Below are 13,800 nucleotides of genomic sequence, written 5' to 3'. Positions count from 1 at the left end.
GGTGCTCCGGGGGCGCGCGCCGGGTCGGGTGCCGAGCTGGCGGCGCGGCGACCGGCGGGCGTGCCGTCGGCGGGCGGCCGGGCACGGCCGGGTTCGACAGGTTGCTCCGGGCCGGGTCGGCGGACCGGCGGACCAGCATCCGGACGGCGTAGCGGCGGCATGGAGTCGGGATGACCGCCGGGTGCGGCGGGCTCCTGATGACGGCCCGGCGGAACAGCGGCGTCCGGACGTCGGGCCGGCGAAGCGGGGGCGTCCGGGCGACGACCGGCCGGGGGGCCTGAGGTCGGTGGGCCCACGGGTGGGCCGGGAGGGGCTGCCGCACCACGCGGACGGGCGGGCGCGTCGGGTGCCGGACGAGGCCCCTGCGGGCCGGCCGGGTCACCCCCGCCCGGGCGAGCGGCGGGTGGCGACTGTGGAACGGCGGCGCGGGCGCCGGGCACCGGCTGCACGCCGCGGCGCGGCGGCTGCCCGGGTGCGGGGCCGGCGGCGGGTGGTCGGTTGTCCGGGCGACGACCCGCTGGCGGCGTCTCTCCGGGCCAGGGCCCGTCGACCGGTCGACGGGCGGCGGCACCGCCCGGTTCACTCTGGCCCGGGGCCGGCGGCGCCGAGGACTCCGGCGCACTGCCGCGTGCACCGGCCGGCTCTCCCGGCGTAGGCGGGGTGGGTTGTGCCGGCGGCCCGGCCGGGTCTGCCGGCGGCATGCCCCCACGGGGCCGGTTCGGCTCCGCGGGTGCGCCGTCCGGGCCCAGCTCGGTACGTTGCTGCTTGGCCGAGCGCAGGTCGTCGATCCAGCCGAACTCCTCGCCGGCGACCGGCTCCTCCGGCTCGGGCTCAGCCGGCCGGCCGCGACCCCAACGGCGGGTCTTGGCGCGGGGATCGCGCCGCTCGTCCGGGCCCTCGTCCGGGCGGTCCCCACCACGCGATCTCACTGTTGACCCTCTCCTGCGGCGTCGGTGCCGCTGTCCTGCATCGTGCCGGAGGCATCCGTGCCCGTCGTCGGACGGGCGGCCCCCGGGGATAGCGCTGGCGCGGTCTGCGCCGTTACGGACGGCTCGGATGTCGGCGTCTGCGGGCGCGCGGCCGGAGCCGGCAGACCACGCACGATCCGGCGCAGCAGCGGCAACCGGCTGGCCACCGACCGCTCCGCACCGTGCGGGCTGGGCTGGTAGTAGTCGGTGCCGACCAGGTCGTCCGGGACGTACTGCTGGGTGACCACGCCGCGCTGGTCGTCGTGCGGGTAGCGGTAGCCGGTCCCGTGGCCCAACCCTCGGGCGCCGGCGTAGTGCGCGTCGCGCAGACCTCGCGGCACCGAGCCACCGCGCCCGGCCCGGACGTCGGCGATGGCGGCGCCGATGGCGGTGGTGGCCGAGTTCGACTTGGGCGCGGTGGCCAGGTGGATCACCGCCTGGGCGAGGTTGAGCTGCGCTTCGGGCAACCCGACGTACTCGACCGCGTGCGCGGCGGCGGTCGCCACGCTCAGCGCCCCGGGATCGGCCATGCCCACGTCCTCGCTGGCGAAGATGACCAGACGGCGGGCGATGAACCGGGCGTCCTCACCGGCGACCAGCATGCGGGCCAGCCAGTGCACCGCCGCGTCCACGTCCGAGCCGCGCATGCTCTTGATGAAGGCGCTGACCACGTCGTAGTGGGCGTCGCCGTCTCGGTCGTAGCGCACCGCCGCCACGTCGACGGCCTGCTCGGCGGTGGCGAGGTCGATCCGCCCACCACCCAGGGCAGTGGCGGAGGCCGCCGCCGCCTCCAGGGCGGTGAGTGCCTTACGGACGTCACCGGCGGCCAGCCGGACCAGGTGGTCCTCGGCCTCGGTGGTCAGGGCCAGTGCGCCGTCCAGGCCACGCTTGTCGACGACCGCGCGGCGCAGCAGGCCCCGCACCGCCTCGTCGTCCAACGGTTGCAGGGTGAGCAGCACGCACCGCGACAGCAGCGGTGAGATGACCGAGAAGTACGGGTTCTCGGTGGTCGCCGCCAGCAGGGTGACAGTGCGGTCCTCGACGGCGGCGAGCAGCGAATCCTGTTGGGTCTTGCTGAAGCGGTGCACCTCGTCAATGAAGAGCACTGTCTGCGGGCCGCCGGAACGGCGTTGGCGGCGCGCCGCCTCGATCACCGCCCGGACGTCCTTCACGCCGGCGGAGAGCGCCGACATGGCGACGAATCGACGGTCGGTGGCTCCGGCCACCAGGTGCGCGATGGTGGTCTTGCCGCTGCCCGGCGGGCCCCAGAGGATCACCGACATCGGAGCCCCGCCGGAGACCAGTTGCCGCAGGGGTGCGCCGGGAGCCAGCAGGTGCTCCTGCCCGACCAGCTCGTCGAGGGTCACCGGGCGCATCCGGACGGGCAGGGGCGAATCGTCGGCCACCGCGGTGAAGCCGTCGACACCGGCGGGACCGTCGGGCGCGCTGCGCGACCCGGCGGGTTCACCGAGGGAGAAGAGGGCGTCGGACTCCATCACGAAGACAGTACCGGGCCGGGCCCACGACGCCGGAATCGCGCCGCGGGCCCGCCACCGGTGATCGGTTCCGGTCAGCCACGCCCGGGGCGACGGCCCCGGTACCAGCGGCCACCGCCACCGCCGCCGCCACCGCGCGGGCCGCTGCCCACGCCGGCCAGGTAGAGCGAGAGCAGAAGCAACCCGATGAGTACGAGGGTGTTCCAGTTGAACAGGTCGGGTGCGCCGAAGTCGGTGCCGAGCAGGTCGAGCAGCAGGGCAAAGCCAAAAACGATGGCCGCGAGAATGGCGAGCATGTCGGTCCTCCGGTGGGGGTTCCCAGTAGGTCGGCGCGTGATGTACCCAATCGGTCGACTCGCCAATCTCCACGGTGGAGACGGCCACGCCGCGACGGCCCGGCGGAGGCGTGCGACACCCGGCTCCTAGGCTTGACCGCATGATCATCGACGACCGGGTGCTCCAGGACCGGAGCGCCGTCCTGGCCGCCGTCGGCCATCACCCGTTCGCCCGACACGCGCTCGGGCGGGCCACACCGGCGCGCGCGTACCGGCGTGATGGCGCCGTCCTGTGGCTGGTCCCGCCCGAGTACGGCCCGGCCGGTTGCGCGATCGGCCCGGCCGAACCGGCGCTGGAGATCTGTGTCGCGCTCGCCGCCGACGGAATGCTCCAGCCCGGACAGCGGCTGCACCTGCCTCGACACGACCGCGCACTGCTGGCCGACAGGCTGGCGGTGGCCGACCACAGCGACTGGGACTTCCACTGGACCGACACGGTGCCACCGACGCAGCCGGACGAGCAGCCGGTGGTACGCCTCACCGAGGCCGACCAGCCGGCGCTGGCGGCGCTGGTCGAGGAGTCGTTCCCCAGCAGCACCTCCCGGCCGGGCGACCCACGGGTGGTCGACTGGTACGGCATCCGGGCCGGCGACCGGTTGGTGGCGTGCGGCGCGGACCGCAGCCAGGGCGACGTCGGCTTCGTCGCCGGCCTGACCGTCGCCCCCGACCAACGAGGTCGAGGGCTGGGTGCCTCCCTGACCGCAGGGATGACCCGGGCGCTACTGGCGCGCCACGACACGGTGGGGCTGGGCGTCTATACGCACAACGTCGGCGCGGGGCGGCTCTACCGCCGGCTCGGCTACACCAACACGCTCCCGCTCAGCTCGATCCGCCTCGCCTGACCGGTGGAAGGGGCCCCTTGCGGACAAGGGGCCCCTCGCTCAACTGTGGGCGGCGGGTACCGGACCCGCTGTCGGCTCGGCGGCCGGGGCGGCCCGACGGCCGGCCAGCCAGGCGGGCAGGTAGAGCGGGGCGGCGACGGCCAACACCACACCGCCGACCACCATCGCGGCGCTGACGCTGGTGGCGGCGGCGAGCGCGGTGAGCACCACCCCGCCGAGCGCGCCGGCCGGCTGCGCCATCATCGAGTTCAGCGAGAGCACGCTGGTCCGGTACGGTCCGTCGACCTGCCGGTGCAGCAGCCCGTTGTGCAGTGGGTTGGACGCGCCGTGCACGGCGTAGCAGGCCAGGTAGGCCACCAGCACGCCGACCGGCCCGGCGAACAACCCCATCCCGACCACCGTCACGCCCTGGAGGATGCGCAGCACTGCCGCACCCGGGGCGGCGCCGAACCAGCGCAGCAGCAGTGGGGTCAGTGCCGCGCCGGCGGCCGAGGCGAGCCAGGCGGCCGAGTTCGCCGGCCCGAGCAGCACCGCGGCGCGTTCCGGATTGCCGATCACCTCGGCGAGCCGCACCGGCAGCAGCGACTCGAAGGTGACCATGCCGAAGCCCCAGAACAACTCGACGGCCACCAACGCCAGCAGCACCCGGGAACGACGCAGCAGGCCGACGGCTTGGCCGATCATCCGGGGCGCCTGGACCACCGAGGCCCGCAGCGCCGCGAACCCCGTGGCCGGCCGCTCTTCGACAAGCAGCACGACAAGCGCGACGAGCGCCGCCGCCTGCGCGACGATGGCGGCCAACACGGGCACCGTGAGCGCGGTGACCGGCCCGATCGGGCCGAGCGCGATGAGACCACCGCTGAGCAGCGCGCCACCGCCGATGGCTCCACCGACGACGGTGCCGGCGTAGCCGAGACCGCGCTCGTACTCGGCCTGCGGGTCGGTGGCCAGGGTGGCGTCGACGTACCAGGACTCCAACGGGCCGCTGTCCAACGCCCGGTAGACGCCCTGCAAGGCCCAGACCACGAAGAACAGCCAGAACGAGTCGGCCACCGCGAACAGCGCCAGCGAGGCGAGATTCAGCACACCGGCGGCGAGCAGCACCGGTCGACGACCGAGGGCGTCGGCGAGCCCGCCGGTGGGCAACTCCAGCGCCAGCACCAGCAGCCCCTGCGCCGTGGAGACCAGGCCGATCTGCGGCAGCGACAGGCCGCGCTCCTGCATCAGCAGGATCATCACCGGGATCATCAGACCCGTGGGCAGCCAGCGCAGACCGTAGAGCGTGAGGTAACGACGCCGAACCTGGCGTACGGTCAGCGCGCTCATGCCGGACCCTCGCGCAACGGGTAGGCCGCCATGAACACCTGTACCGGCTTGGCCTCCGGGTCGACGGCGTCGGTGGAGTCGGCCTCGCGGTGGTAGCGCTCCAGCAACTGCCACATCTCCGTCTTGAGTTCCTCCAGCCGGGCCGGCGGGATGGTCATGAAGATGTCGCTCATGCCGAAGCCGTCCCGCCAGGCCGAGGACCACTCGTGCTGGGTCGCGAACCAGCGCTCGGCGGTCTCGACGAGGAGCCGCACCTGGTCGCCCTGGATCCACTCGATCGCGGCCCGTGCGTCGGGGTCGTCGTCGAAGTCGGTCGGCTCCCAGTTGGTGACGTCGTGAGCCGCCTGCCACCAGCGCTGCCGCCCACCGCCCCGGTCGGGATCCTCGATGACCAGCCCGACCTCGGCGAGTTGCCGCAGGTGGTAACTGGTCGCACCGGTGTTGGTGCCGAGCAGTTCGGCGAGGGTGGTGGCGGTGGCCGGCCCCTTCACACGCAGGGCGCCCACCAGCCGCATCCGTAGCGGGTGTGCCAGCACCCGGACCTGCCGCTTGTCGATCCGCACCTCGCGGGGTGCCGGCCGCGGGGTCGCCTCATCGTTCGCCATGACCGCACACTATCTCTGCACACTTTCTATGCACAAGAGTTGTGCATAGAAGGTGTGCATGATTCTCAGGGTGCCAGGACTTCGCGTACCCCCCGCAGTCGGGTGCGCAGCAGGGCGGCGGCGCGCGCGGAATCCAGGCGGACGTCCAGGGGACGGACCAGACCGGTGGCCGCGCTGGTGGTGGTCCTCAGCCCGGCCGGGTCCAGGCCGTACCGCTCGGCGACCAGCAGCCCCAGCTCGGCCCGGCTGACCGCGTCCGGGCCGGCCACGTTGAGCACACCGGCGTACATCGAGGCGACCAGCTCCAGCACGGCGTCAGCCAGGTCGGTGACGTCGATCGGGCAGCGCAGTTCGTCGCTGAACAGGGTGGCCCGGCCGGCGAGCGCCTCCCGGCAGAGCTGAATCTGCTTACTGCCCTCCCCCACGATGAGGGAGGTCCGTACCAGTGCCGCGCCCGGGTCGATCGCCCGTACTGCGGTCTCGGCCGCCGCCTTCGCGGCACCGTACGCGTGCACCGGCGTGGGTGGTTCGTCGTCGGCGTACGGCACGGGTCGTCCGGCGTGCAGCGCGTCGCTGGACACGTGCACCAGCCGGGCACCCACCTCGGCGGCGGCGAGCGCCACGTGCGCCGCCCCGTCGGCGGTGACCGCCCCGTCCCCGTACCGATAGGGGGTCCCGACCACGGCGTCCGGCCGCACCTCGGCGACCAGCCCACGCACGGCGGCCCGGTCGGTCACATCCAGCCGGCGCGCCGCGACACCCGGCACGGCGATCTCACCGGAGTGGAACGTCCCTACAACCGACCACCCGGCCCCGAGGCCCCGCCGACAGACCGACCGCCCGAGTAACCCGCTACCCCCGACAACAAGCACCCGCATCCCAGCCCACTCCCCCACTGACGACCAAGAGGTTTGCGTCATCTCGCGGGGCGATGATGACGCAAACCTCTTGATCAACCAAGCAGGAGCGGGCGGGTCAGACTGGGTCTGCCACCGGGGCTGCCGGGCCTGCCGTTCCGGTGTGGGCCGTTGCGGCGGGCTTCGGCTTGGCGTCGATGCCGGCCTCGGTGCGCTGCTGGGCGGTGATCGGGGTGGGGGCGCTGGTCAGCGGGTCGAAGCCACCCCGGGTCTTCGGGAAGGCGATGACCTCACGGATGGAGTCGGCGCCGGCGAGCAGCATGCAGACCCGGTCCCAGCCGAAGGCGATACCGCCGTGCGGCGGCGCGCCGTACTTGAACGCCTCCAGCAGGAAGCCGAACTTGTCCTGCGCCTCCTCGGGAGTGATGCCGAGCAGGTCGAAGACCCGCTTCTGCACGTCACCCCGGTGGATACGGATCGACCCGCCGCCGATCTCGTTGCCGTTGCAGACGATGTCGTACGCGTACGCCAGGGCGCGGTCCGGGGCCTCCTCGAACCGGTCGACCCACTCCGCGTTCGGTGAGGTGAACGGGTGGTGCACGGCGGTCCAACCGCCCTCGTCCGTGCGCTCGAACATCGGCGCGTCGACCACCCAGCAGAACGCCCAGGCGCTCTCGTCGATCAGGCCGGACCGCTTGGCGATCTCGACGCGGGCCGCTCCGAGCAGCTCCTGCGCCTCCCGAGTGGTGGTGCTCGCGGCGAAGAAGACCGCGTCACCAGGCTTGGCGCCGACCGTGTCGGCGAGCCCGCCCAGGTGCTCGGCGGAGAGGTTCTTCGCCACCGGGCCGCGCGCCTCGCCGGTCTCGGCGTCCAGCACCACGTACGCCAGGCCGCGCGCGCCACGCGCCTTCGCCCAGTCCTGCCAGCCGTCCAGCTCCTTGCGGCTCTGCGCCGCGCCGCCCGGCATCACCACAGCGCCGACGTAGCCGCCCGCGTCGATCGCCCCGGCGAAGACCCGGAACTCGGTGCCGCGCAGGTACTCGGTCAGCTCGGTCAGCTCGACGCCGTAACGCAGGTCCGGCTTGTCCGAGCCGTACCGGGCCATCGCGTCGTGCCAGGTGATCCGTGGGATCGGCCCGGAGATCTCGTGCCCGGCCAGGTCCTTCCACAGCGTCGAGACGATCGCCTCGCCGAGGTCGATCACGTCGTCCTCGGTGACGAACGACATCTCGATGTCGAGCTGGGTGAACTCCGGCTGCCGGTCGGCGCGGAAGTCCTCGTCGCGGTAGCAGCGGGCGATCTGGTAGTACCGCTCCATGCCGCCGACCATCAGCAGCTGCTTGAACAGCTGCGGTGACTGCGGCAGCGCGTACCAGCTGCCCGGCTGCAGGCGCACCGGCACCAGGAAGTCGCGGGCGCCCTCCGGCGTCGAGCGGGTCAGCGTCGGCGTCTCGATCTCCAGGAAGTCCCGCTCGTGCAGCACGCCCCGGGCCAGGTGGCTGGCGCGCGAGCGCAGCCGCAGCGCGTTCGCCGGGCCGCTGCGGCGCAGGTCCAGGTAGCGGTACCGGAGTCGGATGTCGTCGCCGGCCTCGATCTGGTCGTCCACCGGCAGCGGCAGCGGCGCCGCCTCGGAGAGCACCTCCAACTCGACGACTGTCACCTCGACCTCGCCGGTGGGCAGCTCCGGGTTCTCGTTGCCGGCCGGGCGGCGGGTCACCTCGCCGACGACCTTCACGCAGAACTCGTTGCGCAACGCGTGCGCGTCTTCCTCGCGGAACACCACCTGGACAACACCGGAACCGTCGCGCAGGTCGACGAAGATGACCCCGCCGTGGTCGCGGCGGCGGGCCACCCAGCCGGCGAGCGTCACCGTCGAGCCGGCGTCCGCGGCGCGCAGGCTTCCGGCATTGTGGGTACGGATCACGGCTGGCAACTCCTCATCGTGGAACAGTCCTCACAGGCATTCTGTCAGGGGTGGCCGCCTCGCCTCCGGGCACCCGGCAGGCCGGCACGATTCGCTGGTGGGGTGGACCGCCGAACCCGACTCCCCCGGCAGCCACGCCGGTTAACGTGGCGAAATGCGGCCCGTACCGAACTGGGCCGTCGCCACGGCGGCGGCGGCGCCCGTGCTGCTGGTGGCCGGTTGGACGGTGGCGGAGTCCCGACAGCCCGTCGGGTACGACCCGGTCCGGGACACCATCAGCGAGTTGGCAGGACAGGACGCCACCGACGCCTGGATCATGGTGGTGGCCCTGGTGCTGCTCGGCTGCTGTTACCTGTCGGTCGCCGCCGTCCTGCACGCGGCCGGGCTGCCCAGCCGCTTCCTGCTCGCGATCGGTGGCGTGGCCACCATCGCGCTGGTCGCCTTTCCCCGGCCGCCGGTCGGCGGCTCGCTCAGCCACGGCGTCGCGGCGACGGTGGCCGTCCTCGCCCTGGTGCTGTGGCCGGCCGGCTCGGCACTGCGGCTGCCGCGCGGCCACGACACCGAGCACCCCACCCGACCGGAGCCGCCCTGGGCGTTCCGCCGGGCGGTGGGGCTGAGCGCCACGCTCGTGCTGCTGGCGCTCTTCGGCTGGTGCGCGTTCGAGGTGACCAGCGGGTCGCGCACTGGGCTGGCCGAGCGGGTGACGGCGGTGGCGGTCTCCCTCTGGCCGCTGCTGGCTGTCCTCTCCGCCCGGCGCGCGCACCTGGCCTGGTCGACCGGCGGCACCGTACGCGTCGGCCCGGACCTGCCGACCGTCGGCGTCGTACCCCCGGATCCGCTCGGACCACCGAGTGGGCCAACCCCCGGGCGCCCCGACCTGCTGCCGTGAGTCGGCGGCCCGTCCGACTTTCCGTCGCCCGCGCCTGCTCGAGCGACCGCACCGTCGGCGGGTCAGCCCGGGAACAGCGCCGGTCTCGCATCGTTACGATCGCCCAATGTCCACCGCTCCCCGTTGGACCCTGCTGTCGGCCGGTGGCGCACCCCTGTTCCTTGTCGGCGGCTGGACCCTGGCGCAGGCCGCCCAGTCCGACGGGTTCGACCCGGTGCGGCAGACCATCAGCGCGCTCGCCGCCACGGGTGCGGACCATCGCTGGATCATGACGGTCGGGCTGATCGGCCTGGGCCTCTGTCACCTGACGACCGCGCTCGGCCTGGTCACCGCCGCGCTGGCGGGCCGAGCGCTACTCGCGCTGGGCGGGCTGGCGACACTGGTCGTGGTCGCGTTCCCGCAGCGCCCGACCGGTGGCTCGACGACACACGCCGTGGCCGCCGGTGTGGCGTTCGGAGCGTTGGCAGTCTGGCCGGCCCTGGCAGTGCCCTGTCGCGCGAGGCCGTCCCTGGACCGCGAGCACCGCCACCCGCCGGCTTTCATACGCCGGCTGGCGCTCACGGCGGCGGCGGTCCTCCTCGGGCTGGTTGGCTGGTTCGCCGTCGAGTTCTTCACCGACGGGGCATGGATCGGGCTGACCGAGCGGCTGGTGGCGGCCGCCGAGGCGGTCGTACCGCTGGCCGCTGTGCTGGTTGGCCGGCGCCGACCGGGATCGTCCGGGCCCGGCTGAGCGTCCTCGTTCGCCCGGTGTCCGGTTGAGTGCGGTGGCCGTCAACGCGACGCGGGCCGCCGGAACTTCTCCGGCGGCCCGCGAGCGGTGCGTGGATCAGAAGACGCTGACGCCGTAGCGGCTGAGCGCCTCGGTGACCGGCTGGAAGAAGGTCGTGCCACCGGTGCGGCAGTTGCCGCTACCACCGGAGGTCAGACCCAGGGCGGTGCCGCCGGCGAACAGCGAGCCGCCGCTGTCGCCCGGCTCGGCGCAGACGTTGGTGCGGATCAGACCGGAGACCGAGCCCTCGGCGTAGTTCACAGTGGCGTTGGTCGCGTTCACCGAGCCGCTGCGCAGGCCGGTGGTGCTGCCGGAGCGCTGCACCGACTGGCCGACGGAGGCGTTGCCGGCGCCGGTGATGTCCCGGAAGCTGCCGTTGTAGAGGGAGACGTTGCCGGCGGCGTTGGCCGAGTTGTTGTGCCGCACGATGCCGTAGTCGTTGCCCGGGAAGCTGGTGCCGGTACGGGTACCGAGCAGCGAGGTCTGGGCGGAGTTCGAGTACCAGCTGGCCGAGATGTTGGTGCAGTGCCCGGCCGTCAGGAAGTAGTAGGTGCTGCCACTGCGCACGTTGAAGCCGAGCGAGCAACGCCCGCCCCCGCCGGCGTAGATGGCCTGGCCGCCGGAGATCCGGGTGCTCAGTACGCCCGCCTCGGCCTCGACCCGGACCGCGCCGTTGGCCCGCGCGGCGGCGGCCTTGACCCGCTCCAGCTTGGCACCGGTGACGGTGCTGTCGACGGAGACGACGACCTGGTTGGTGACCGGGTCACTCCACCAGGCGGTGCCCGGGATCTTGGCGGAGCGCTCCAGCTCGGCCGTGGCCCGGTTGAGCTCGGCGGCGCCGCGGGTGACGTAGCGGACGACGGCGCCGGCCTTGCTCGCCTTGCTGGCGGCGGCCGCGTCGGTCACGGTGACGACGGATTTGCCGCTGGCGTCGATGTACGAGCCGGCGGAGCGGTCGCCGAGTTCCGCGGAGATCGCGGCGGCGGCGTCGGGCGACGCGGCAGGAGCGGCCTGGGCGGGCGCGCCGATGAGCGAGCCGACGACCAGGGTTCCGGAAACGGCGACTGTGGCCGCAACGCGGAATGAGGACCTCGTGGGTCGCATGTAACAAACCTCCTGGGCGGGGGAGCGGGTCTGCCGGGGGCGGCTGACCCGAGGGCAACCCGGCCGATCTGGGGAAACCGGCCTGGTGAAACTGAAGTATTCACATACTTAAGATCATTCACAAGGCTTGGATTCGCCCGGATTCACCGATGTCGGTTGGTCGCACGGCCGCAACACCCCCGACACGCTGGTGAACAGCCACCGTCACACCCAACCGACATCCGCCCCACTTTTGACGCGCACGATCATCGATGTCCCCCCGCGCCGGACGACGGGCGCGACGGGCGACGGACGACGGGCGACGGACGACGGACGACGGGCGACGGACGACGGACGACGGACGACGGACGACGGACGACGGACGACGGGCGACGGACGACGGACGACGGGCGCGACGAGCGCCGGGCGACGGGCGACGGGTGTCGGGTGCGCGGCGCGCCGGGGGCGCGGCGACGGGCGCGGCGCGCAGGCGCGTGCCCTGGCCGCCGGCGGCTCGGATCAGGCGGTACGGCGACGGGCGCCGGGGCCCGGACTGGGCACCACGTCGCGGGGCCTACCCACGTCGTGCCCGCCGGCGCAGCGCAGTTCGGCACGCACCTCGGCGCCGCAGTCGCGGTGCGTGACACTGAGTGGCGGGCCCTCCTCGTCGGCGAGGTACCGGTCACCCCAACCGAGGACGGCGACCAGCACCGGCCACAGATCAAGGCCCTTCTCCGTGAGCCGGTACTCGTGGCGCAGCCGACTGCCGGGCTCCCGGTACGGCTCGCGACTGAGCACGCCCTGCTCCACCAGGCTGGCGAGCCGGTTGGTCAGCACCTGGCGCGGAATACCGGTGCGTACCCGCATGTCGTCGAAGCGGCGCACACCGGTGAACACCTCGCGGAGCACCACCAGGGTCCACCGCTCACCGAGGATCTCCATCGCGCGGGCGATGGTGCAGTTCTCCACTGACCAGTCCAGAGCCGCGGGTCGCATCCGACCAGGCTAGATCTCGTTGACAGACTCAGCAACCTGCTGCCAGGCTGCGTCCATGACGCAGACGCAGGAACCAGTGCGCAGCCGTACCTTCACCTGGGCGGACCCGTCGGTCAACGCCGCCCAGGTCGGCCGACGCGGCGGTCTGGACATGCTCCGGGCGATGATCGCCGGCGAGCTGGCCGCGCCGCCGGTGATGCACCTTCTCGACATGACCAGGATGGAAGCCGACGAGGGCCGGGTCGTCGTCGAGCTGACTCCGCAGGAGTTCCACTACAACCCGCTCGGCAGCGTCCACGGCGGCGTGCTCTCGACACTGCTGGACACCGCCGCGGGCTGCGCCGTGCACACCACGCTGCCCGCCGGCGTCGGCTACACCTCGCTGGACCTCAACGTGAAGTTCCTCCGCCCGGTCACCGTCGACAGCGGCACCCTGCGCTGCGAGGGCACGGTGCTGCAACGCGGCCGCCGTACGGCCCTGGCCGAGGCCCGCATCACCGACGCCACCGACCGCCTGATAGCCCACGCCACCAGCACCTGCCTCCTGCTCCCCCTCCCCCTCCCCTAACCCCGCCCCCAAACCCCCCCCAATCCCCCCTCCCCCCTCCCTCCCACACCCCGCCCTCGCTGCGGTGATCAAGAGGTTTGCGTCAGGAAACCGGCCTCCGGTGACCGAAACCTCTTGATCAACGCGAGCAAGGTGGGTGGGTGGGGTGGGTGGGTGGGGTGGGGGCAGGGGGTGGGGTGGGGTTTAGCGGAGGGCTAGGCGGGCGGCTCGGGCGTCGCGCTTCTCCTCGAAGCGGCTCGCGGCGCGGTCCAGGTTCTCCATTTGGGCGGCGAGCTGCTCACGGGCGGCCTCACCGTCGGCGTTGAGGCCGGTCACGTTGAAGACGTCCCACTGACGCAGCACCGGCTGCAGCACCTCGTCGCGGTGCTGGCGCAGGTCGTAGATGCCGGCCAGGGCGATCGCCACCGACTTGCGGGCGAACCCGTCGATGCCGCTGCCGGGCATTTGGAAGTCGGCCACCACGTCGGCGACGGCCCGCATGGCCTGGCTCGGAGCCAGCTCGAACGCGGCCGCGAGCAGGTTGCGGTAGAAGACCATGTGCAGGTTCTCGTCGGCGGCCACCCGGGCCAGCAGCGCCTCGCAGGTGGGGTCGCCGGTGGCCTTGCCGGTGTTGCGGTGCGAGATCCGGGTGGCCAACTCCTGGAACGAGACGTACGCCAGCGAGTGCAGCACCTCGTCGCCGTGGGCGTTGGTGTAGCCCTCCGACATGTGCGTCATCCGGGCCCGCTCCAACGCCACCGGGTCGACAGCCCGGCTGACGGTCAGGTAGTCGCGGATCGCGACGCCGTGCCGACCCTCCTCGGCGGTCCACCGGTGCACCCAGGTGCCCCACGCGCCGTCGCGACCGAACAGGGTGGCGATCTCGTGGTGGTACGAGGGCAGGTTGTCCTCGGTCAGCAGGTTCACGATCAGCGCGGTGCGGGCCACGTCCGGGATGGTGGAGTCGGTCGGTGACCACGCCTCGCCGCCGAGCGGCCCGTCGAAGGTCCGCCCCTCGCTCCACGGCACGTACTCGTGCGGGAACCACTCCTTGGCGAGCGAGAGGTGGCGGTCCAGGTTGCGTGCGACAACCGGCTCCAACTCGACGAGCAGCGCGGTCTGGCTCACTGTGGTGCTGACGGTCACGAGAAACTCCCTACGGT

At 72.9% G+C, this 13,800-nt stretch carries 13 protein-coding genes; 4 read left to right on the top strand and 9 right to left on the bottom strand.

The window, feature by feature from the left end; all coding sequences use genetic code 11:
- Positions 1-925: 925 nt before the first annotated feature.
- Both AB0C19_RS33015 and AB0C19_RS33010 read right to left on the bottom strand, forming a co-directional pair.
- Entirely contained in the window at positions 926-2,464 is a 1,539-nt protein-coding gene (locus tag AB0C19_RS33015; protein WP_357191765.1) for a replication-associated recombination protein A, read from the bottom strand.
- A gap of 74 nt (positions 2,465-2,538) precedes the next feature.
- Positions 2,539-2,760: a hypothetical protein gene (locus AB0C19_RS33010; protein ID WP_210784931.1), complete on the bottom strand. Its 222-nt coding sequence runs from the start codon at positions 2,758-2,760 to the stop codon at positions 2,539-2,541.
- Positions 2,761-2,900: 140 nt separating this feature from the next.
- Here AB0C19_RS33010 and AB0C19_RS33005 point away from each other — a divergent pair, with 140 nt between their 5' ends.
- Positions 2,901-3,641 carry a GNAT family N-acetyltransferase gene (locus AB0C19_RS33005; RefSeq protein ID WP_357191762.1) on the top strand — a complete coding sequence of 247 codons (741 nt, stop codon included), beginning with the start codon at positions 2,901-2,903 and terminating at the stop codon, positions 3,639-3,641.
- Between the two features lie 39 nt (positions 3,642-3,680).
- On the opposite strand, the gene AB0C19_RS33000 is transcribed toward AB0C19_RS33005, so the two are convergent.
- The 4 genes from AB0C19_RS33000 to aspS form a co-directional block, all read right to left on the bottom strand.
- Positions 3,681-4,967, bottom strand: coding sequence for an MFS transporter (locus AB0C19_RS33000; protein WP_357191760.1), 1,287 nt, complete (start codon positions 4,965-4,967; stop codon positions 3,681-3,683).
- Positions 4,964-5,572: a helix-turn-helix domain-containing protein gene (locus tag AB0C19_RS32995; RefSeq protein ID WP_357191758.1), complete on the bottom strand. Its 609-nt coding sequence runs from the start codon at positions 5,570-5,572 to the stop codon at positions 4,964-4,966. Before AB0C19_RS32995 ends, AB0C19_RS33000 begins: the two co-directional genes overlap by 4 nt.
- 65 nt (positions 5,573-5,637) lie before the next feature.
- Positions 5,638-6,450: a sugar nucleotide-binding protein gene (locus AB0C19_RS32990; RefSeq protein ID WP_357191756.1), complete on the bottom strand. Its 813-nt coding sequence runs from the start codon at positions 6,448-6,450 to the stop codon at positions 5,638-5,640.
- Positions 6,451-6,547: 97 nt separating this feature from the next.
- Entirely contained in the window at positions 6,548-8,353 is a 1,806-nt protein-coding gene (aspS, locus tag AB0C19_RS32985) for an aspartate--tRNA ligase (RefSeq protein WP_357191754.1), read from the bottom strand.
- Positions 8,354-8,507: 154 nt separating this feature from the next.
- Between aspS and AB0C19_RS32980 the strand changes: the two genes are divergently transcribed.
- Positions 8,508-9,242, top strand: coding sequence for a DUF998 domain-containing protein (locus AB0C19_RS32980; protein WP_357191752.1), 735 nt, complete (start codon positions 8,508-8,510; stop codon positions 9,240-9,242).
- A 106-nt stretch (positions 9,243-9,348) separates the two neighbouring features.
- Positions 9,349-9,972 (top strand): DUF998 domain-containing protein, encoded by a 624-nt coding sequence (locus AB0C19_RS32975; RefSeq protein WP_357191750.1) that lies wholly within the window; start codon positions 9,349-9,351, stop codon positions 9,970-9,972.
- Between the two features lie 96 nt (positions 9,973-10,068).
- Here the strand turns inward: AB0C19_RS32975 and AB0C19_RS32970 are convergent, their stop codons facing one another.
- Positions 10,069-11,115, bottom strand: a complete 1,047-nt coding sequence (locus AB0C19_RS32970; protein WP_357191748.1) for a S1 family peptidase — start codon at positions 11,113-11,115, stop codon at positions 10,069-10,071.
- Positions 11,116-11,613: 498 nt separating this feature from the next.
- A complete protein-coding gene (locus tag AB0C19_RS32965) occupies positions 11,614-12,090 on the bottom strand; it encodes a helix-turn-helix domain-containing protein (protein ID WP_357191746.1) in 477 nt (158 codons plus the stop codon).
- Between the two features lie 55 nt (positions 12,091-12,145).
- Here AB0C19_RS32965 and AB0C19_RS32960 point away from each other — a divergent pair, with 55 nt between their 5' ends.
- The gene (locus tag AB0C19_RS32960) at positions 12,146-12,658 is read left to right on the top strand and encodes a PaaI family thioesterase (protein WP_357191743.1); all 513 of its coding nucleotides are present in this window, start codon (positions 12,146-12,148) and stop codon (positions 12,656-12,658) included.
- Between the two features lie 183 nt (positions 12,659-12,841).
- Here the strand turns inward: AB0C19_RS32960 and AB0C19_RS32955 are convergent, their stop codons facing one another.
- Positions 12,842-13,783 carry an acyl-ACP desaturase gene (locus AB0C19_RS32955; protein WP_238679798.1) on the bottom strand — a complete coding sequence of 314 codons (942 nt, stop codon included), beginning with the start codon at positions 13,781-13,783 and terminating at the stop codon, positions 12,842-12,844.
- Between the last annotated feature and the right edge of the window lie 17 nt (positions 13,784-13,800).

Source organism: Micromonospora sp. NPDC048842, from assembly GCF_040649935.1.
Lineage (GTDB): Bacteria > Actinomycetota > Actinomycetes > Mycobacteriales > Micromonosporaceae > Micromonospora > Micromonospora hortensis.
The sequence above is the reverse complement of the archived record's forward strand: the minus strand, read 5'-3'. Positions and strand labels throughout refer to the sequence as shown.